19 protein-coding genes are annotated in these 18,649 nt (G+C 63.0%); 6 read left to right on the top strand and 13 right to left on the bottom strand.

Translation table 11 applies throughout. The features are described from left to right. Positions 1 to 4: 4 nt before the first annotated feature. From ACFFP0_RS15900 to ACFFP0_RS15890, 3 genes are all read left to right on the top strand, one after another. Entirely contained in the window at positions 5 to 1,066 is a 1,062-nt protein-coding gene (locus tag ACFFP0_RS15900; protein ID WP_377262519.1) for an ABC transporter ATP-binding protein, read from the top strand. A 15-nt stretch (positions 1,067 to 1,081) separates the two neighbouring features. Next, on the top strand, positions 1,082 to 2,257 hold the full coding sequence (gene uxuA, locus ACFFP0_RS15895; RefSeq protein WP_377262517.1) for a mannonate dehydratase: 1,176 nt from the start codon (positions 1,082 to 1,084) through the stop codon (positions 2,255 to 2,257). 199 nt (positions 2,258 to 2,456) lie between these two features. Beyond that, complete coding sequence (locus ACFFP0_RS15890; RefSeq protein WP_377262515.1) at positions 2,457 to 3,476, top strand: Gfo/Idh/MocA family protein; 1,020 nt, start codon at positions 2,457 to 2,459, stop codon at positions 3,474 to 3,476. 6 nt (positions 3,477 to 3,482) lie between these two features. Here the strand turns inward: ACFFP0_RS15890 and ACFFP0_RS15885 are convergent, their stop codons facing one another. From ACFFP0_RS15885 to ACFFP0_RS15865, 5 genes are all read right to left on the bottom strand, one after another. Continuing rightward, entirely contained in the window at positions 3,483 to 3,797 is a 315-nt protein-coding gene (locus ACFFP0_RS15885) for a BrnA antitoxin family protein (RefSeq protein ID WP_377262512.1), read from the bottom strand. After that, the gene (locus ACFFP0_RS15880) at positions 3,794 to 4,042 is read right to left on the bottom strand and encodes a BrnT family toxin (protein ID WP_377262510.1); all 249 of its coding nucleotides are present in this window, start codon (positions 4,040 to 4,042) and stop codon (positions 3,794 to 3,796) included. Before ACFFP0_RS15880 ends, ACFFP0_RS15885 begins: the two co-directional genes overlap by 4 nt. 81 nt (positions 4,043 to 4,123) lie before the next feature. Beyond that, entirely contained in the window at positions 4,124 to 5,224 is a 1,101-nt protein-coding gene (gene ribB / locus ACFFP0_RS15875; protein ID WP_377262508.1) for a 3,4-dihydroxy-2-butanone-4-phosphate synthase, read from the bottom strand. Further along, positions 5,214 to 6,335, bottom strand: a complete 1,122-nt coding sequence (aroC, locus tag ACFFP0_RS15870) for a chorismate synthase (protein WP_377262506.1) — start codon at positions 6,333 to 6,335, stop codon at positions 5,214 to 5,216. Before aroC ends, ribB begins: the two co-directional genes overlap by 11 nt. A gap of 165 nt (positions 6,336 to 6,500) precedes the next feature. Next, positions 6,501 to 9,683: a bifunctional diguanylate cyclase/phosphodiesterase gene (locus tag ACFFP0_RS15865; RefSeq protein WP_377262504.1), complete on the bottom strand. Its 3,183-nt coding sequence runs from the start codon at positions 9,681 to 9,683 to the stop codon at positions 6,501 to 6,503. 282 nt (positions 9,684 to 9,965) lie between these two features. Between ACFFP0_RS15865 and ACFFP0_RS15860 the strand changes: the two genes are divergently transcribed. Then, on the top strand, positions 9,966 to 10,226 hold the full coding sequence (locus ACFFP0_RS15860) for a DUF1344 domain-containing protein (RefSeq protein ID WP_377262502.1): 261 nt from the start codon (positions 9,966 to 9,968) through the stop codon (positions 10,224 to 10,226). Positions 10,227 to 10,240: 14 nt separating this feature from the next. On the opposite strand, the gene ACFFP0_RS15855 is transcribed toward ACFFP0_RS15860, so the two are convergent. The 4 genes from ACFFP0_RS15855 to ACFFP0_RS15840 all read right to left on the bottom strand — a co-directional run bounded on the left by ACFFP0_RS15855 (position 10,241) and on the right by ACFFP0_RS15840 (position 13,633). Further along, on the bottom strand, positions 10,241 to 10,828 hold the full coding sequence (locus ACFFP0_RS15855; protein WP_377262500.1) for a histidine phosphatase family protein: 588 nt from the start codon (positions 10,826 to 10,828) through the stop codon (positions 10,241 to 10,243). Between the two features lie 22 nt (positions 10,829 to 10,850). Beyond that, a complete protein-coding gene (gene fabI / locus ACFFP0_RS15850) occupies positions 10,851 to 11,669 on the bottom strand; it encodes an enoyl-ACP reductase FabI (protein ID WP_377262498.1) in 819 nt (272 codons plus the stop codon). Positions 11,670 to 11,830: 161 nt separating this feature from the next. Then, a complete protein-coding gene (locus ACFFP0_RS15845) occupies positions 11,831 to 12,976 on the bottom strand; it encodes a DnaJ C-terminal domain-containing protein (RefSeq protein ID WP_377262496.1) in 1,146 nt (381 codons plus the stop codon). A 204-nt stretch (positions 12,977 to 13,180) separates the two neighbouring features. Then, positions 13,181 to 13,633: an RT0821/Lpp0805 family surface protein gene (locus ACFFP0_RS15840; RefSeq protein ID WP_377262494.1), complete on the bottom strand. Its 453-nt coding sequence runs from the start codon at positions 13,631 to 13,633 to the stop codon at positions 13,181 to 13,183. A 63-nt stretch (positions 13,634 to 13,696) separates the two neighbouring features. Between ACFFP0_RS15840 and pdxH the strand changes: the two genes are divergently transcribed. Further along, complete coding sequence (gene pdxH / locus ACFFP0_RS15835) at positions 13,697 to 14,317, top strand: pyridoxamine 5'-phosphate oxidase (RefSeq protein ID WP_377262492.1); 621 nt, start codon at positions 13,697 to 13,699, stop codon at positions 14,315 to 14,317. A 6-nt stretch (positions 14,318 to 14,323) separates the two neighbouring features. Here the strand turns inward: pdxH and ACFFP0_RS15830 are convergent, their stop codons facing one another. Further along, positions 14,324 to 15,364 (bottom strand): polysaccharide deacetylase family protein, encoded by a 1,041-nt coding sequence (locus ACFFP0_RS15830; RefSeq protein WP_377262918.1) that lies wholly within the window; start codon positions 15,362 to 15,364, stop codon positions 14,324 to 14,326. A 108-nt stretch (positions 15,365 to 15,472) separates the two neighbouring features. Further along, on the bottom strand, positions 15,473 to 16,264 hold the full coding sequence (locus tag ACFFP0_RS15825) for a sulfite exporter TauE/SafE family protein (protein WP_377262915.1): 792 nt from the start codon (positions 16,262 to 16,264) through the stop codon (positions 15,473 to 15,475). 125 nt (positions 16,265 to 16,389) lie between these two features. Here ACFFP0_RS15825 and ACFFP0_RS15820 point away from each other — a divergent pair, with 125 nt between their 5' ends. Then, positions 16,390 to 16,698: a pyrophosphohydrolase domain-containing protein gene (locus ACFFP0_RS15820; RefSeq protein WP_377262489.1), complete on the top strand. Its 309-nt coding sequence runs from the start codon at positions 16,390 to 16,392 to the stop codon at positions 16,696 to 16,698. On the opposite strand, the gene ACFFP0_RS15815 is transcribed toward ACFFP0_RS15820, so the two are convergent. Further along, positions 16,679 to 17,122: a bleomycin resistance protein gene (locus ACFFP0_RS15815; protein WP_377262487.1), complete on the bottom strand. Its 444-nt coding sequence runs from the start codon at positions 17,120 to 17,122 to the stop codon at positions 16,679 to 16,681. The genes ACFFP0_RS15820 and ACFFP0_RS15815 overlap by 20 nt on opposite strands. Next, positions 17,122 to 18,537: a metalloprotease TldD gene (tldD, locus tag ACFFP0_RS15810; RefSeq protein ID WP_377262485.1), complete on the bottom strand. Its 1,416-nt coding sequence runs from the start codon at positions 18,535 to 18,537 to the stop codon at positions 17,122 to 17,124. The genes ACFFP0_RS15815 and tldD overlap by 1 nt, the downstream gene beginning before the upstream one ends. Positions 18,538 to 18,649: the final 112 nt, after the last annotated feature.

The following is an 18,649-nucleotide window of genomic DNA, read 5'->3' as shown; positions in this document are numbered from 1 at the left end:
ACTCATGGCTTCCGTTGAAATCCAGAACGTCCGCAAGGCCTATGGCGATTTCGAAACCATCAAGGGCGTTTCGGTCGAAGTGCCGGATGGCGCCTTCGTCGTGCTGGTCGGCCCCTCCGGTTGCGGCAAGTCCACGCTTCTGCGCATGATCGCCGGGCTGGAAGAGATCACCGATGGCACGATCCGCATCGACGGCCGCGTCATCAACGATGTCGAGCCGAAGAACCGCGACATCGCCATGGTCTTCCAGAACTATGCGCTCTATCCGCACATGACGATTGCCGAGAACATGGGTTTCTCGCTCCGGCTCGCCAGGAAATCCAGGGAGGAAATCGCCTCCCGCGTTGCGGATGCCGCCCGCATCCTCGGCCTCTCCGATTATCTCCAGCGCTATCCGAAACAGCTTTCCGGCGGCCAGCGCCAGCGCGTCGCCATGGGCCGCGCCATCGTCCGCAATCCCAAAGTCTTCCTTTTCGACGAGCCGCTGTCGAACCTCGACGCCAAGCTGCGCGTGCAGATGCGCGCCGAACTGAAGGACATCCACGCCCGCATCAGGACGACCACCGTCTACGTCACCCACGACCAGATCGAGGCCATGACCATGGCCGACCGCATCGTGGTGATGAGGGACGGCATCGTGGAACAGGTCGGCGCGCCGCTGGATCTTTATGACAGGCCGGTCAACACCTTCGTGGCGAGCTTCATCGGTTCGCCGTCGATGAATTTCCTTGCCGCCAGGGTTGTGGAGGATCGCAGGTCGGTGGTGACGGAAAATGGCGTCCGCCTGCCGCTCGATGCGGAAGCGTCCGCCGCCACCGGCGCGGCGGTGACTTACGGCATCCGTCCCGAGCACCTGACGATCGCCACGTCCGGCGGTATTCCGATGACCGTCACGAACATCGAGCCGACCGGTTCGGAGACCTTCGTGCAGGGCATGGTTGACGGCCAGAAGATTTCGGCCCAGCTTCGCGAGCGGCTTTTCATCCATACCGGCGAAGTGCTCAACCTGACGCTGGCCCCCGCCAGCAGCCATCTTTTCGACGCCGCCACCGGCGTTCGGCTCTAACAGGATAACAGGACAATGGAACAGACCTGGCGCTGGTTCGGACCGGACGACACGGTGAAGCTTCCGCATGTGAGGCAGGCCGGCGCGACCGGCATCGTCACCGCGCTTCATCACCTGAATGATGGCCGCATCTGGCCGGACGAGGAAATCGCCGGGCGCAAGGCGATCGTCGAGGAGGCGGGGCTGACGTGGTCGGTGGTGGAGAGCATCATTGTCCACGAGGACATCAAGACCCGCACCGGCCGCTATCGCGAACTGATCGAGAATTACAAGGCGTCGATCCGCGCCGTCGCCAGGGCCGGGATCAGGACGATCTGCTATAACTTCATGGCGATCACCGACTGGACCCGCACCGATCTCGAATACGAGATGCCGCATGGCGGCACGGCGCTGCGTTTCGATATCGTCGAGTTCTGCGCCTATGACGTCCTTATCCTGAAACGCCCCGGCGCGGACGTCGATCACCCCGCCGACCGCATTGCCAAGGCCGAGGCCTGGCTGAAGGCAGCGAGCGAAGGCGATCTCGCCCGGCTGGAGCGCAATCTCATCGAATGGGTGCCAGCGCGCGAATTCGTCTACGACCGGCAGAGCCTCAACCGCATGCTGGATGTCTACAGGGAGCTTTCGGAAAGCGGGTTCCGCGAGAATCTCTTCGCCTTCCTCAAGGAGATCGTTCCGGTGGCCGAAGAGGTGGGCGTGAGGATGGCGATCCACCCGGACGATCCGCCGTTTCCGCTTTTCGGCCTGCCGCGCGTCGTCTGCAGGGCGTCGGATGCCCGCGCGCTGCTGGCGGCGGTGAAGTCGCCGTCGAATGGCATCACGCTCTGCACCGGTTCCTACGGCGCCAACCCGGAAAACGACCTTGTCGCCATGGCGAAGGAATTTGCGCCTGATATCCACTTCGCCCACCTGCGCAACGTCACCAGGGAAGGCGACGGCTCCTTCCATGAAGCCGAGCATCTGGAAGGCGATACCGACATGGTTCGTATCGTCATGGCGCTGCTGGCGGAGGAAAAGCGCCGTAAGGCCGAAGGCCGGGCGGACTGGCAGATCCCCATGCGCCCCGACCATGGCCACGCGATTGTCGACGACATTGGTAAACGGGTGAATCCCGGCTATTCCTGCATCGGCCGTCTCAAGGGTCTGGCGGAACTGCGCGGCATCATGCGGACGCTTGAGGTTTTGGGGTAGGCTGGTCCAGGCTCGCGATGGAGCAAGCCGCTCCCTCACCCGGCCTCCGCTTTGCTCGGCCACCCTCTCCCCTCAGGAGAGAGGAGGAAATAGCGACATCGCGGCATACCCCTTCTCCCCGGCGGGGAGAAGGTGCCCGAAGGGCGGATGAGGGGCCACACGGCACAAACGATATTTGATGCACACCGGGAGGGATAAAATGGCGAAATTGAAAGTGGCGATGATCGGCCTCGGCATGGCGGCAGGCCACCACGCCCGCGCCCTGCTGGACCTGTCGGACCGCATCGAATGCGTGGCCGCCCATAGCCAGACGGCTGCCCGGCGGGAAGCTTTCGCCGCGCAATATCCTTCAATCCCGACGAGCGGCGATCTCGACGCGATCTTCGCCGACAAGGCGATCGAGGCGATCCTGATCCTCACTCCGCCGGGCAGCCATCTGGAACTTGTTGAGCGCGCCGCAGCCGCGAAGAAGCACATCCTGCTGGAAAAGCCGCTGGACATTTCCTGGGAACGCTCCGAGGCGATCGTCAAGGCGGCGAAGGATGCCGGCGTGCTGCTTGGAATGGTCCTCCAGAACCGCTTCCGTCCGGCAGCCTTGAAGCTGGACGAGATCGTCAGGTCCGGCCGGCTGGGCGATCTGGTCGAAGCCTCGGCGGCGATCCGCAACTGGCGTCCTCAGAGCTATTACGATGTCGAGGGCCGGGGCACCAGGGCACGCGACGGCGGCGGCGTGCTGCTCACCCAGGGCATCCACACGATCGATCTGCTTCTGAGTTATGCCGGGACGCCGAAGGAGGTCTCGTCCTTTGTCCGCACGACGCCGATCCATTCGATGGAGACGGAAGACCTGGCGGCGGCGGCGTTCTCTTTCGAAAACGGCGCGATCGGCACGCTGAACGCCACGACCTGCGCCTATCCCGGCCTGCCGGAACGCATCGAACTCATCGGCACGAAGGGCGCCGCCGTGTTTGCCGGCGACAGGCTCGAAGCCGCTTTCATGGACGGCACCGGCATTGTGGAAGCCGGCATTGTGGAAGCCGGCGAGAAGGCCGGCAGCGGGGCAGGGGCCAACCCCATGGCCTTCGGGCACGGGATGCACCGGGCGCTGATCGGGAACTTCGTCGACGCCGTCCGGAACGGTGCCCCGCTCCGCGTCACCGGTGAAGACGCCCTGAAGGCGCACCGCTTCATCGAGGCGATCCTGGCCGCAAGCCGGTAGGCAGTCTCAGAGGCCGGCAGCCTTGCGCAGTTCCTCGGCCATCCTGGTGCGCCAGTCCTTGCCCGATACCTTGAACTTTTCGAGCACGTCGGGATCGAGCCGGAGCGTTACCGCCACCTTCGGCGCCTCGACCTTCGGACGGCCGCGCGCCGCAATAGCCTTTTCCATCTTCTCGGCGATCTCTGGGAAGACCTCCCTGAAGGGACGCATGTTCGCCAGTTCCTCATCGGTCAGAGGAGGACTATCCACCGCGTCCCAGTCCTCCTTTGTGTAACCGCGGCCGGGCTGAAATTCCTTTTGCTTTTCGGCTTTGATGTTCATTCGACCGAGCTCCTTTCATCCCTACGGGCCGGGCGCATCGAGATAACCGAGATCGCTTCCAAGCCAAGCGTCAGGTATATCACCACGATTGTTCCATCCCGGAGGCGGCCGACGGCTTTGGAACGCCCGTCTCTTGCTGGGATGGTTACTGCCGAGAGGAAGAACTCGAAGTCGAGATCCGCGAAGTCGAGGCCGTGTTTCTCGAGATTGATCTGTCGCTTCGGCTCGTCCCAAACGATCTTCATATTATTCGTACACGAAAAATTGCCGCCCCTCAACAGGATGGCAATCTAACGTGGATGAAGCCGAATGCAATCAGAAGTCGATCAGCAGATCACGGTCTCGGAAATCTTGATCCCGAAGCCTTCGAGGCCGACATAGTGACGCTCGCTGCGGGTGAGCAGCTTGATCGAGGTGACGCCGAGATCCTTGAGGATCTGCGCACCGAGGCCGATTTCCAGCCATTCGCTCTCTCGCGCCTTGGCTTCCGCATGCGCCTCCTGGTCCTGGCGAAGCTTGCGCCCGTGATCCTTCTGGCCGACGCCGACCGATCCTTCGCGCAGGTAGATGACCACGCCCCGGCCCTCTTCGGCGATCTTCGTCATGTACTTGTCGATCGGGCGGTAGGAGCCGAACACGTCGCGGGTGACGTTTTCCAGATGCAGGCGGACGGGAATGTCGACGCCGTCGCGGATATCGCCGAAGATGACCGCCACATGCTGCATCGGGTCCCAGGGGAGCGAATAGGCATGCGCCTTCGCCGTGCCGTGCAGGGTTTCGATCTCGAACGACGACTGCAGTTCGATCAGGGTTTCCTTGCGCTGGCGATAGGCGATGAGGTCGGCGACGGAAACCTGTTTCAGCCCGTGCTTGACCGCGAACTCGGCAACCTGCTGGCCGCGCATGACGGTGCCGTCGTCGTTGACCAGTTCGGAGATGACCCCGATCGGCGGCAGGTTGGCGAGCTTGCAGAGATCGACGGCGGCTTCCGTGTGTCCCGAGCGCATCAGCACGCCGCCTTCGCGGGCGATCAACGGGAAGATATGGCCAGGTCGCACGAAATCGCTCGGGCCGGCGTTCGGATTGGCGAGGTTGCGAACGGTCAGCGTCCGGTCCTCGGCGGAAATGCCGGTCGTCGTGCCGTGCTTGAAATCGACGGTCACGGTGAAGGCGGTCGTGTGCGCGCTGTCGTTTTCCGCCACCATGGCATTGAGGTTCAGGCGCTTGGCCTCCTCGCGCGGCATGGGCGCGCAGACGATGCCCGACGTATGGCGCACGATGAAGGCCATCTTCTCCGGCGAGCAATGCACGGCGGCAACGATCAGGTCGCCCTCGTTCTCCCGGTCGTCGTCATCGGTGACGACGACGATCTCGCCGGCCTCGAAGGCGCGGATGGCATCGACGACGTGTTTTTGATCATAAGCCATGGGTGTCGTTTTCCTGAAGAGTGCGCCCGGTTTGTGCCCGATGGCGGAGATAGTGATCGGCGATCGCGCAGGCAACCATCGCCTCGCCGATCGGCACGGCGCGGATGCCGACGCAGGGATCGTGGCGGCCCTTGGTCCGGACATCCACATTGTGGCCATCGGCGTCGATCGAGCGGCGCTCGGTGAGAATGGACGAGGTCGGCTTGATGGCGAAACGGGCGATCACCGCTTCTCCGGTCGAGATGCCGCCCAGGATGCCGCCGGCATGATTGGAGAGGAAAAGCGGCTTGCCGTCGTTGCCCATGCGCATCTCGTCGGCATTCTCCTCGCCGGAAAGCTCGGCCGAGGCAAAGCCGTCGCCGATCTCGACGCCCTTGACGGCGTTGATCGACATCAAAAGCCCGGCGATGTCCTGGTCGAGCTTGCCGTAGATCGGTGCCCCGAGCCCGGCGGGCACGCCTTCGGCAACCACCTCCACCACGGCGCCGATCGAAGAGCCCGCCTTGCGGATGGAATCGAGATAATCTTCCCAGACCGGCACCATCTCCGCATCCGGGCAGAAGAACGGGTTCTGGTCGACCTGGCCCCAATCCCAGTTGGCGCGGTCGATCCTGTGCTTGCCGATCTGGATCAGCGCGGCGCGGACATTGAGACCCGGCACCACCTTGCGGGCGATCGCCCCGGCTGCCACGCGCGCCGCCGTCTCGCGGGCCGACGAGCGGCCACCGCCGCGATAGTCGCGGATGCCGTATTTCACGTCGTAGGTATAGTCCGCATGGCCGGGGCGGTAGCGGCGGGCGATCTCGCCGTAGTCCTTGGAACGCTGGTCGGTGTTCTCGATCAGCATGGAGATCGGCGTGCCGGTCGAGATCATCGTCTCGCCGTCGCCGTCCGTCATCACGCCGGAGAGAACCTTGACAACATCGTCCTCGCGCCGCTGCGTCACGAAGCGGGACTGGCCGGGTTTGCGCTTGTCCATCCAGGCCTGGATTTCCCCAAGGGTGAAGCGCAGCCCGGGCGGGCAGCCGTCGACCACGCAGCCGAGCGCAGGACCATGGCTCTCACCCCAGGTGGTGACGCGGAAAAGATGACCGAACGTATTATGCGACATGGCAGTGCGGACCTGCTGCGGCGGAGGACACTCCGCCAATTTCTGACGCCGTTGTCATATGAAAAAGGGCGGCGGGCGACAAGCCTTTCTTACAGGAGCGGGCCTTTCTTACAGGAGCGGGCCTTTCTTGCAGGAGCGGGCGCGGGCGAAGGGTGAACGATGTTCCTACGCGGCCGCCTTCCGCCAGCCGCCGCGCGATGCCTCGGTGAAATCGCTGAAGGAAAGCGGCCTGGAAAAGGCGTAGCCCTGTAGGAGATCGCAGCCGAGTTCGCGCAGCATGCCGGCATGCTGCATCGTCTCGACGCCCTCCGCCACCGTTTCGACGCCCAGCGACCGGGCGATGTCGATGATCGAGCGGACGAGCGCGCGCTCCTGCGGCGAGTTGAGGATCGGCATGACGAGCTGGCGGTCGATCTTGAGGCGCTTCGGCTTCAGCTTCAGAAGGCTGACGATCGAGGTGTGGCCGGTGCCGAAATCGTCGATCTCGATATCGATGCCGAGTTCCTTGATGCGTTCGAGATTGAGGGCTGCGGAATCGTCGCTTTCATCGAGGAAGATCGATTCCACCAGTTCGAAGGAGATTTCCCCGGGCGCTATTTCGAGCGCCTTCAGCGTCTCTATCAGGGTCTCGTCATGCAGTCGCCTGGAGGAGACGTTGACGGAGACCTTGGGGATCTTCACGCCGAGCGCTGCCCAGCGCAGCTTGTCCTTCATCACGGTTTCGAGCACGATCTGGTCGAGCACGGCCGAGACGTTCAGGTCCTCGGCGATCTTCAGAAAGCGGTCCGGGGCAAGAACCCCGTGATGCGGATGGTTCCACCGGATCAGCGCCTCGACGCCGGTGAATTCGCTGGTCCGGGCGTCGAACTGCGGCTGATACCAGGTCGTGAATTCGTTGTTGTCGATGCCGGCGAGCACTTCGTCGGCGGTGCGTTTCTGGCTGACGATTTCGGCCTGCAGGTTCTGCGTGAAGAATTCGTAGCGGTTGCGGCCCATGCCTTTCGCGCGGTAGAGCGCGATATCGGCGTTCACCAGCGTGCGGCGTGCGTCGACGTTCATGCCGCTTGCCTGGGCAATCCCGATCGAGACGCCGCAGCGACAGGAAAAGCCCTCGAAATCGATGGGCTGGTGGAATTCCGCGATGATGCGCTGGGCAAGCTGGGCCATCTGCTCGGCGCTGGAATTGCCGATCGCGAGAATCACGAATTCATCGCCGCCGATGCGCGCCACCACGTCCGAGCCGCGCACGCTGCGCGACAGGATGCGCGAGGCGTGCACGAGCATGGCGTCACCCGCCGCATGCCCCAGCGTGTCGTTGATCTGCTTGAACCGGTCGAGGTCGAGATGCAGGATGGAGAATTTCTGCCGCTCCTGATGGCTCGATCGTGACAGCCGGTCGAGTTCCATGTCGACCTTGCGGCGATTGGCGAGCAGCGTCAGCGGATCGTGCAGGGAGTTGTGCTCGATCCGGCTCTTGGCCAGTTCGAGTTCGGCGTTCTTCGCATCGGCCTCTTCCTTGGCGGCCTTGAGCTGCTGGGTGAGGACCGCATCCTGCGTGACGTCGAAGGCGATGCCGACCACTTTTTCGGTCCCGTCGCGGTTCGTGTGCAGCTTGCCGATCGAGCGGATGTAGCGGATCGAGCCGTCCGGCTGGGGAAAACGAAGGACGAGCGCATCGGGCCGGAAGTCCTCGTTGAAATGGTAGGAACCCTGCATGGCCAGATGCCGGTCGTCCGGATGGATGAGCTCGATCCATTGCTCGGCGCGAATGATGCCGTCGGTAAACGGTATGCCGTGCAATTGGCACATGCGCGCGTCCCAGTTCTCGACATGCGTGACCGGATTGGATTCCCATATGCCGCAATTGTAGGACGCAAGCGCGAGGTCGAGCGTGGTCGAAAGCTCTTCCAGCTCCTGCTCGCGGTTCGACAGCTCGTCGAGCGCCAGCTCCAGTTCGGCATTCTTGATGTCGGTGTTCTCCTTGGCGTTGCGCAGCGTCTGCGCCATCACCATGTCCGCCGTCACGTCCCAGACGATGCCCGTGGTGCGAAGGGTGCCATCGGCATTGCGGTAGTTCGCGCCTGCGGACCGGAGATATCGCAAGGTGCCATCCGGCAGTTGCACGCGGTAGACCTCGCTGCACGAGGTGTTGCTGCAGGTGCAGTTGAAGAAGTGCGTTTCCGCCGCCTCCCGGTCTTCCGGATAGATCGAGTTCAGCCAGTCGTTGAGGCGATTGCCTCTCCCGACCGGAGCCTTGCCGTGCAGTCCGGCGGCGCGTTCGTCCCAGAAGAGATCGTGAGACTCGCCCGTGACCTCCCATATGCCGATATTGGAGGCCTCCATGGCGAGGCGGAAGCGCTGCGAGAGCTCGATGAGATTGAGTTCCCGCGCCTTCAGGGCCGCAATATTGCGATTGCGCTCGGAAATCAGCGAAGTCGCGATAAATATGGGCACGATGATCGCAAGAGCGGCCAGCGCGATCGACAGGCGGACATGCAACTGATCCGGCGGCGTCACATCCCATCCGGAACGGGGAACGGTGAGCAGGGTCCAGTTGGCGCCCGTCGGGTGGACGTCCTGCCTGATCGGAGACTTGTTCTCGATGGAATCGTCACCGTAGAACGCGAAATATTCAGGCTTGTCGTTGTCCCGCAGGGCCACGCTCAGCCAGTCGAGATTGACGAGGTTCGGCATCTCCGCCGTGTTCGGCGAGAAGGTGACGCCGGAGGCTTCCAGAAGTCCCTTCTTGTCGATGAGGATCGCGATCGCTCCCCATAGGGGTGCTGCATTTCCTTCCTCTTCCCGTACCGGCACGATCAGCGTCAGGTGGTTCTCCTGCGAGCCGCTCAGGAGAGATATCCGGTCGAGGCCGCGCACCGATTTCAGGTCGTTGGCGAGGCGGGCGCGATCGATGCCGCCGACCGTCGCAGATGTGCTGTCCATCGTGCCGTCGCGGTCGATGATCTGGGCGAGATTGAAGTCGGGAGCGATTGCCGCGGCAAAGAAGTGCCTGTTGTTCTGGAACTCCTTGTCGAGATAGGGCCTGAAGGCCTCGGGAGCTTCGTTTGCATCGTCCACGAGCGCGTGGATAAGGTGCTGGCCCGCGTGGGTGTCCACTTCGATGCGGGAGACGAGCCGTCTCGCCACATGGCCCGCCACCCGTTCGGTGGTTGCCCGCAGCTCGCTGCGATAGTTCTCGGTATTGCGCCTGTCGACAATTGTGCCGGTCACGATGACCGCCAGTGAAATAATGAGCGCGATTGCAGCCGGAGCCTTGGGGCGACGGAAAAGGTGCAGGGATCTGGAAGCGGGCGGAAGCCGGAATTTCAATCGTGCAAACCTTTCCATTAATCTCTGCGATGTGGGAAAAAAGCTTATGGGAAGGGTGTTAATTTACGATTGCACAGCAACCGACAAACTTGGTGGCAATTTCTTGTGGGAAATACTTCGCGCGGTTCGCGGGGTGACGGGCCGCTTACCTGAGGCGCCGGACCGCACTCTTGAAAAGTGTTAACAATCAAGTCATTACTTGTACCGAAAATGTCATGGTCACGGGCGATTTTCGCCACAATCGAGGGGCTATCTGTGCGCCGTAACGAAACAACAGCGACCCCACCGAAGGCTCCGACCATGCGTATCCTGATTGCTGCTCTGCTTGCCACGGCCAGCATCTTCTCGCCCCTGAATACCTGGGCGCAGAGCGCGGATGTCGAGGCGACGATCAAGTCCGTCGACGCGAAGGCGCTCGTGCTGACGCTCGACGACGGCAAGACCTACAAGGTGCCGGAGGAGTTCAATTTCGAAGGGCTGAAGGCGGGCGTCAAGGTACTGGTCTTCTTCACGGTCGTGGACGGCAACCGCGTCGTGGATGACCTCGAAATCGTCCAGTAAACCGAAATCAGGTCTTAAAGCCATTCCATGCGGCTGTGATCCGTGTCGATCTTCAGCAGCCTGTCCTGGGGGGTGGGCGCGGTGGCCGCGTCGTTCTCGTCGAGATTGCCGATCAGCCGGAAAAGGGACCGTATGACGCCGCCGTGGCTGATGCAGACGGTCGGCCGATCGACGGATTGCAGCCAGGCGCCGATGCGCCAGGAGAGGATTTCGTAGCTCTCGGCCGCCTCACCCGGCGGAATGAAGCTCCACTTCTCCCGCGTCCTGGCGCGTTTTCTCTCCGGAAACATGCGGCTGATCTCGGAAAGCGTGTGGCCTTCCCAATCGCCGAACGACAGTTCCTTCAACCGCTCGTCGATCCGGTACGCCCCGGGGTCGAGACCCATGGCGGCGCGCAGGCGCTCCATGGTCTCGCGGGTTCGCGAAAGCGGGCTCGCGACGAAGGTGAAACCCTCCGCCGTCCCGATCATTTCGCGCAGCCGCTCGCCGTTTCGCGTGGCCTGCGACCGCCCGAGCGCGTTGAGGGGAATATCTTTCTGCCCCTGCAGCCGGCCCTCGGCATTCCAATCCGTCTGCCCATGGCGGATCATATAGATGAGCACGGCGGAACTTCCCGGAACGTGATCAATCCTTGATGACCGAGATGTCCGGCGCATCGACGGCCTTCATGCCGACGACATGGTAACCGCTGTCGGCATGATGCGTTTCGCCGGTCACCGAGCGGGAAAGGTCCGACAGCATGTAGAGGCCGACATCGCCCACTTCCTCGATGGTGACGGTACGGCGCAGCGGCGCATTGTATTCGTTCCATTTCAGGATGTAGCGGAAATCGCCGATGCCGGATGCCGCGAGCGTCTTGATCGGGCCTGCGGAAATGGCGTTGACGCGGATGTTCTTCGGGCCGAGGTCGACGGCGAGGTATTTCACGCTCGCTTCGAGAGCGGCTTTCGCGATGCCCATGACATTGTAGTTCGGCATCACCTTTTCCGCACCGTAATAGGTGAGGGTCAGCATCGAGCCGCCGCCGGTCATCAGCTTCTCCGCCCGCCGGGCGACGGACGTGAAGGAATAGACCGAAATCTGCATGGTCTTGGCGAAGTTTTCCGGCGAGGTGTCGATATAGCGGCCGGTGAGCTCGTCCTTGTCGGAAAACCCGATCGCGTGCACCAGGAAGTCGATTTTGCCCCAATGCTTCTCGAGGTTTTCGAAAACCGCATCGACGCTTGATTCGTCGCTGACGTCGCAATGGCCGGCCATATAGGCGCCGAGTTCGGCCGCCAACGGTTCGACCCGCTTCTTCAGTGCGTCACCCTGATAGGTGAGGGCAATCTCGCCACCGTGCTGATGGATGGCCTTGGCAATGCCCCATGCGATGGAACGGTTGTTGGCAACGCCCATGATGATGCCACGTTTGCCTGCCATGAGGCCGGAAGCCTGAGCCATACATAGTCCCCTGAAACTTTAGACGAATGCTGCCTATGACATAGGCAGCCCCAGGGTTCAAGCTGGCTTCATTCATCTCATGTTAAAGGACGTAACCAAGGGTGCGCGGCGGTGAAAACCGACGCAGAACTGTCATATTGGGGCTAATATGGCCCGGTTCGTCACAAATAGAGGCCGTGGCGCATGTGCCGCATCAGGTCGGTGACTTTCTCGTCCGGCTTTTCCCACAGGATGATGCGCAGTTCCATGACGAGGTCGCCGCGGCCGCCGACGCCGTCGTGAAGCCCCAGGCCGGCAAGGCGAATCGTCCGGTCGGAGCCGGACCATGCCGGAATGGCTATGCTACGGTTGCCCTCCGGCGTCTCGACCGTGACGTCCGCGCCGAGGACGGCATCCTCGAGCGAGATCGGCAGCGTCGCGTGGAGGTCGAAACCGTCGACATGGAACCTCATGTCGCGAGCGATCTTCAGGGTGACGAGCAGATCGCCGGGTTTCATGCCGGCAATCTTGATGCCTTGCCCCTTGAGGCGCACGACATGGCCTTCCGTCATGCCTTTTTCGAGCGCGAAACGCACTTCGCGCTCGTCGGCCAGCTTCACCGTCACGCCATTCTGCTTCAGCAGGTCCTCGATGGTGACCGTGGCGTCGATGGCGATATCCGGCGCTTTTTCGGCCGCCGGCGCCGTGCCGCGGAAGCGGCGCACGAGCGATGCGATGAGGTCGACCGCCATGGCGGGCAGGGGAGGCCGTTCCCCGGCCTGTTCGGCCTTTGTGGTCTCCGCGGGGTCGCCCGCCGATTGTGCGGCCGATTGTGCGGATGTCTTTGCCTGCCCCTGGGCTTTCGCCTGCTCGGTCGCGGCGGCGCCGAAAATGCGCTCGATCATGTCCTCCGGGGTTTCCCCCGCGGCGCCGGGCTGGTTCTTCTGCGCCTGCCCCTGGGATTGGCTTTGGGACTGTGATTGTGACTGGGATTGCTGCGCGCGCTGCGCATTGGCGCGCGCCAGCTCTTCCATCACCTTCTCCGCATTGGCCTTGGCGGCCTTGGCGCGCTCGGCCGCCTCCCGGGCGGCCTGCCGTTGCTGCATGATGGTCTGCTGCAGGTCGGCTGCGTTGTCGTAACGCTTGCGCCGCTCGGGGTCTTTCAGGACTTCGTAGGCCTGGCCGATTTCGGCGAACCGGCTCGTCGCGGAAGGATCATCCTGATTGTGGTCGGGATGAAGGGTCTTTGCCTTGGAGCGCCAGGCCGCTTTGATTTCGTCGGCGTCGGCGTTGCGCTTTACGCCCAGAACGGAATAGGGATCACGCATGTGGACCACCGGTTACCTGAAGCGGCGGGTCCCGGTTCAATCCTCGGACCCTCCGATACTCGTCACAACTTCGACAGCAACTCGCCGGTTCCTTGGGTACGGGCGAATGATCTGCCTGCTCCGGAAAAACCTAGGGCAGAACTCGTGAATCAGTGGTTACGCGGCGAAATTCGCAATCGTTAAGGTAAATAGACCGTTTCCGTTCTATTGACGGTCGAAGGCCGTGAGCATCCAGTCGCCGCCGCCGGTCAGGCAGGCCTGTCCCGAGAACATGGCGATTCCCTCATAGGAATGCCGGGTCGTCGTGAAGTCGCGGCAAATCTGCCCCTCGGTGCGGGCCTCGCGGATCTGCGAAACGACACCGGCGCTGCCGGTCGCGGTATTCGCCCAGGGAACGGAAGCATTGCCAAGCTTTGCGAGGTCGGCGGAGGTGACCGCGTTGCGCACCGTCGCCTCGTCCGAAAGCGCGCTGCCCGTATGCTGGAGCGCATTGGGCACGGTGCCGGTCGCAATCGTGCGGTCCACTTTTTCAGAACCGCCGAACATATCCAGGCTGCTGGTGCAACCGGCAAGCGAAAGGGTGCCCAGAAGAACTGCGGCGGCGCGTCTGCATAGGGGAAGGGGGCTCTTTGTGCGGCTCTTCGACTTTGCTATCACTACGACCTTGCATCCTGTCCGATGGAGAAATTTCGGGCACTTTTCGGGAGTATTTTAGTCAATATGTCTGAAAGCGAGTTAACAACTGGTGACTTCACCGAGGAGAACGAGCCTTTTGCCCTTTTCGGCTCCTGGCTGAAGGACGCGGAGCGGACGGAACCCAACGATCCGAACGCGGTTGCGGTGGCGACAGTCGATGAACATGGCTTGCCCAATGTCCGCATGGTCCTTCTGAAGGGATATGACGAGAACGGCTTCGTCTTCTATACCAACTTCGAAAGCCAGAAGGGGCGTGAAATCCTCGGCCAGAAGAAGGCGGCCATGTGTTTCCACTGGAAATCGCTGCGCCGCCAGGTGCGGCTTCGCGGGGAAGTCGAGGCGGTGGGTAACGCGGAAGCCGACGCCTATTATGCTTCCCGCGCGCGCGGCAGCCGGATCGGCGCCTGGGCGTCGAAGCAGTCCAGGCCGCTCGAAAGCCGCTTTGCGCTGGAAAAGGCAGTCGCCGAATACACGGCCAGATATGCGATCGGCGATATTCCGCGCCCGCCCTACTGGTCGGGTTTCCGAATCAGGCCGGTCTCGATCGAGTTCTGGCACGATCGGCAGTTCCGCCTGCACGACCGCGTCGAGTTCCGCCGTGCGGCGCCAGGTGGTCCGTGGGAGAAGGTGCGGATGTATCCGTAAGCGTCCTCAGGCGCCGAGCGTGAAAGGTATGCCCGAGGCCAGGGCCGAAACGTAGCGCGGCTGCTGATAATAGCCGTTGAGCGAGATGCGCGGCAGGCCGGTCAGCCGGCTTGCGGATTTTTCGCAGAGCGTCCCCGGCTGGGTCGTCACGGCGACGGAAAAGCCGAGGTCGTGCGCGATCGTCCAGTCGCGCCCGGAAACGGCCTGGCGGGTGCCGTAGGGATAGGCGATCGCTTTCGGGCGCTCGCCGGTCAGCGTTTCCACGTAATCCGCCGATTGCCGCATTTCCTCGCGGGCGTCCTCGGCCGAAAGGCGGGCGACCGCCCTGTGGGTGAGGGTGTGCGCGCCGAGCGAGGCGAGCGGATGGGCGGCAAGCGATTGCAGCTCCCGCCGGTCCATCGTGAGCTCGGCGGTGATGTTCAGCGCATCGATGCCGTGCCGGCGCGCCAGCGCATCGATGCGCGACACCGCGGTGGTCTCGTCGATCTCCCCGACATAACTGGAAAAGCGGTCGAAGGCGTCGAACTTCAAGGCCTCCGAGGTCAGGTCCATGATCTTCGCCCCGTCGCCGAAATCGAAGTTGATCTCCCGCTCCCGGCCGAGCAGTTCGGCAAGCGTTTCCCACCAGAGCGAATGCGTGCGCTCCGCAAACCCCCGCGTTACGAAGACGGTGAAGGGCACGCCGTGGCGGGCAAAGACGGGCAGCGCGTATTCCGCATTGTTCCTGTAGCCGTCGTCGAGAGTGAAGGCCGCGAAGGGCTGCCTGGCCGGTTTGGCAAGACGGGCGGGAATCTCCGCCAGAGGAATGAATTCGTAGCCTTCCGCGGAAAGCCTCTCGATCGCATCGCTCAGGAAATCCGGCGTGACTTCGAGATGGGCGCTGGGCTGAAGCGGGCGCGTCCTTTTCGGCCGGACGTGATGGAGCGTGAAGATCGCACCGCGTCCTCTTGCTTTCGGCATCATGCCGGCGCGTGCCAGGGCCGCTGCGATGTCGAGGCCGCCGGCGACCAGCCGGCGCTTGACATCCCGGCGCCAGAGCGCTTGCAGCCTCTGTTTCGTATGCCCCACTGAAATCACGCCCGTATTGCTTATGAAGTGGCGCGACCCTACTCCGCACCCGTTAAGCCTTGCTGAAGAAGGGAGGGCAGAATCCGGTCAGGGGCGGAGCGTATCGAACAGAGGCAGGCCGACGATCGCCGCCATCGCGATCAGGAGAAAGCAGATGCGCCGGAACGTCGCCTCGGGGGCAAGACCGAACAGGCGGGAACCGGCGGCAAGGCCGAGCGCGTAGCCCGGTCCGGCGATCAGCGCCATCGCCAGCACTTCGAGCGTCAGCAGGTTGCCGACGATGTATGACGCGGCCGAGATCACCGTCGAAAGGGCGAAATAGAGCACGAGGTTTGCCCGCACCGCAAGCGGCGGAATGGCGCCGCCGAGCCAGTAGGCGACCACCGGCGGGCCTGAAAGCTGGGCCGCGCCGCCGAAGAGCCCGGCGACTGCCCCGACGCCGATCGTCAGCGGCGTCTTCGGCTTACCGTGGTAGCGCCATCCCGAGATCAGGAAGACGAGCAGGCTGAGCACGACGGCGGAAATCAGCCACCGGAGGGCCGTCGGCTCGATTGTTGCGAGCATTGTCGTCCCGACCGGCACGCCGACCAGCGTTCCGATCAGCATCGTGCCCACCTCACGGCGGTTGGCCCGTTTCCAGCCATCGGGCAGCATGCCGAGCGTCGTCACGCCGTCGATGACGAGGAGCAGGGCAGGAGCGATCTTCGGGCTGATGGCCGCGCCGGCAAGCGGGATGAAGATCAGCGCTCCGCCGAAGCCGGAAAATCCGCGCGCCAGCCCCGCGATCATCGCGGCGAGGAAAAGAAAGGCGAGTTCAGGCAGGCCATGTCCCGGAAACCACGATTCCAGAACAACGGCAAACGGGGAGGGGGAGTTCATCGAAAGGCCGGATGCGGAATTGAGCGATGACAGCACCTGCCGGGATTTGGAGGAGGGTGTCAAGCAAACGCTCTGGACAACAGCCCCGGAATCATCGTTTTCTTTGGAAACAAAAGGAGAACGATATGCTGGAGAAACTTGCCGGCCAGTTTGAGGCCGCCTCCGCCACATATGCGGAAAAATATGACATCGCACGCGACCCGGACTGGTTTCTCCTGAAGCTGCAGGAAGAGATCGGCGAACTGACCCAGACCTGGAACCGCAAGACCGGCCGCGGCCGCAGGAAGGACAGGAGCGAGGAGGATATCCGGCGCGATCTCGCCGACGAGACGGCCGATCTTTTCGGCCATGTCCTGCTTTTCGCCCGGGCGAACGGCATCGATCTTGCCTCGGCGATAGAGCGGAAGTGGCTTTTCAGGCCGGCGCAGGGGTGAAAGGACGTTCTCCCAAGTCCTCGAACAACCGCAGTAGATATCCATCCGGATCGGCGACAATGAATTGACGGTTGCCGAGTTCGATATTGCCTCGACGGTGCCATCTTTCCTCTGGAGCCAGGTAACGAGGGATGCTGCCGGCATTCAGGCGGGCAAGAATTGGGGCGATGGCTGGAACCTCGATTTGCAGGTTCATGCCGCGGCCGAAAGGATATTCCGGTGGTTTGCCCGATACGTTGAAGTCCCGGCCTATCCCCAGTTGGTCGATCATCAGTTGAGCGTCGCCAAGTGTAAGGAATGCAAAACCTTCCTCGGGGCGCTCATAGCGGATCAAAAAGCCGATAAAGTCGCAATAGAAGTCACGGCTTTTCTGCCAGTCGCTGACGGAAAGCTCGGGGACGAGGGAGTTGCAGCGTGGGAGCATCACGCCTTCGTGCCGCCCACCGTCACCTGGTCCATCCTCAAATGCGGCTGGCCGACGCCGACGGGGACCCACTGGCCGCCCTTGCCGCAATTGCCGACGCCGGTATCGAGCTTCATGTCGTTGCCGACCATCGAGACGCGCTTCATGGCGTCCGGGCCGTTGCCGATCAGCATGGCCCCCTTGATCGCCGGGCCGATCCTGCCGTTTTCGATCATGTAGGCCTCGGTGCAGCCGAACACGAACTTGCCGGACGTGATGTCGACCTGCCCGCCGCCGAAGGAGACGGCATAGATGCCCTTCTTGACGGAGGCGATGATCTCTTCCGGCGTCTTGTCGCCGCCGAGCATGTAGGTGTTGGTCATGCGCGGCATCGGCGTGTAGGCATAACCCTGCCGGCGGCCGTTGCCGGTCGGCGCCACGCCCATCAGCCGGGCGTTCTGGCGGTCCTGCATGTAGCCGACAAGCCTGCCGTTCTCGATCAGCACGTTGTAGGCGGACGGCGTGCCCTCGTCGTCGATGGTGATCGAGCCGCGGCGGTTGTCGATCGTGCCGTCGTCCACGACGGTGACGCCGGGAGCGGCGACCATTTCGCCGAGCAGGCCGGCGAAGGCCGAGGTCTTCTTTCGGTTGAAGTCGCCTTCGAGGCCATGGCCGACCGCTTCATGCAGCATCACGCCCGGCCAGCCGGAGCCGAGCACCACATCCATCGTCCCGGCCGGCGCGTCGATCGCGGTCAGGTTGACGAGCGCCTGGCGCAGCGCCTCGTCGGCGCCGGTCTGCCAGTTGCCTTCCGTCACGAAATCGCCGAAGCCGATGCGCCCGCCGGTGCCGAAGGACCCGGATTCCTGCCTGTCGCCTTCCCCGACGACGACGGAAATGTTGATGCGGGTCATCGGGCGGATATCCTGCACCCGGTGGCCGTCGGCGCGCAGGATGTCGACCACCTGCCAGCTTGCCGATACGGTGGCCGTCACCTGCCGCACCTTGTCGTCCTTGGCGCGCAGATAGGCGTCGATGTCGGTCAGCAGCTTCACCTTCTCCTCGAAGCTCGGGCTGCCGATCGGATTCTCGTCGCCGTAATATTTCTTGTTGGTGCGCTGGGGCGCGGCGGCGTAACTGCCGGAATAACCGGCGGTGACGGCGCGCACCGCATCCGAGGCGCGCGAAAGAGCGGCGGCCGAAAGCTCGCCCGCATGGGCGTAGCCGACGGCCTCGCCCGCCACCGCGCGAAGCCCGAAGCCCTGGTCCGTGTTGAAGGAGCCGCCCTTCAGCCGGCCATTGTCGAAGGTCAGCGATTCCGCCTGGGCGTGTTCCACGAAAAGCTCGCCGTCGTCGGCGCCGGAAAGAGCCCCGGAAAGGCTCGAGCGCAGCTTCGTCTCGTCGCAGTCGAAAAGGTTGAGAAGATCGGTGTTCATGGAAAGCTCCTTGGGCGCTGCGGAAGACGCGCACTCTTCATCGACCGATGTAGGTCCGCAGCGGGGCCGAAGCAAGCCTGCCGCATCGGAGCCGGCGCGGAGTTTTCCCCGC

It is taken from the genome of Neorhizobium puerariae (assembly GCF_042429745.1).
GTDB lineage: Bacteria > Pseudomonadota > Alphaproteobacteria > Rhizobiales > Rhizobiaceae > Neorhizobium > Neorhizobium puerariae.
This window is presented reverse-complemented; position numbering and strand designations above follow the sequence as displayed.

Bases quoted from the DNA above. Each gene is read 5' to 3' on its own strand.
- ribB (WP_377262508.1), bottom strand. From the start codon at position 5,224: ATGGCTTATGATCAAAAACACGTCGTCGATGCCATCCGCGCCTTCGAG.
- ACFFP0_RS15885 (WP_377262512.1), bottom strand. From the start codon at position 3,797: ATGAACATCAAAGCCGAAAAGCAAAAGGAATTTCAGCCCGGCCGCGGT.
- ACFFP0_RS15865 (WP_377262504.1), bottom strand. From the start codon at position 9,683: ATGGAAAGGTTTGCACGATTGAAATTCCGGCTTCCGCCCGCTTCCAGA.
- ACFFP0_RS15820 (WP_377262489.1), top strand. From the start codon at position 16,390: ATGCTGGAGAAACTTGCCGGCCAGTTTGAGGCCGCCTCCGCCACATAT.
- ACFFP0_RS15860 (WP_377262502.1), top strand. From the start codon at position 9,966: ATGCGTATCCTGATTGCTGCTCTGCTTGCCACGGCCAGCATCTTCTCG.
- ACFFP0_RS15890 (WP_377262515.1), top strand. From the start codon at position 2,457: ATGGCGAAATTGAAAGTGGCGATGATCGGCCTCGGCATGGCGGCAGGC.
- aroC (WP_377262506.1), bottom strand. From the start codon at position 6,335: ATGTCGCATAATACGTTCGGTCATCTTTTCCGCGTCACCACCTGGGGT.
- uxuA (WP_377262517.1), top strand. From the start codon at position 1,082: ATGGAACAGACCTGGCGCTGGTTCGGACCGGACGACACGGTGAAGCTT.
- ACFFP0_RS15825 (WP_377262915.1), bottom strand. From the start codon at position 16,264: ATGAACTCCCCCTCCCCGTTTGCCGTTGTTCTGGAATCGTGGTTTCCG.
- tldD (WP_377262485.1), bottom strand. From the start codon at position 18,537: ATGAACACCGATCTTCTCAACCTTTTCGACTGCGACGAGACGAAGCTG.
- ACFFP0_RS15815 (WP_377262487.1), bottom strand. From the start codon at position 17,122: ATGCTCCCACGCTGCAACTCCCTCGTCCCCGAGCTTTCCGTCAGCGAC.
- ACFFP0_RS15845 (WP_377262496.1), bottom strand. From the start codon at position 12,976: ATGCGTGATCCCTATTCCGTTCTGGGCGTAAAGCGCAACGCCGACGCC.
- pdxH (WP_377262492.1), top strand. From the start codon at position 13,697: ATGTCTGAAAGCGAGTTAACAACTGGTGACTTCACCGAGGAGAACGAG.
- ACFFP0_RS15900 (WP_377262519.1), top strand. From the start codon at position 5: ATGGCTTCCGTTGAAATCCAGAACGTCCGCAAGGCCTATGGCGATTTC.
- fabI (WP_377262498.1), bottom strand. From the start codon at position 11,669: ATGGCTCAGGCTTCCGGCCTCATGGCAGGCAAACGTGGCATCATCATG.
- ACFFP0_RS15880 (WP_377262510.1), bottom strand. From the start codon at position 4,042: ATGAAGATCGTTTGGGACGAGCCGAAGCGACAGATCAATCTCGAGAAA.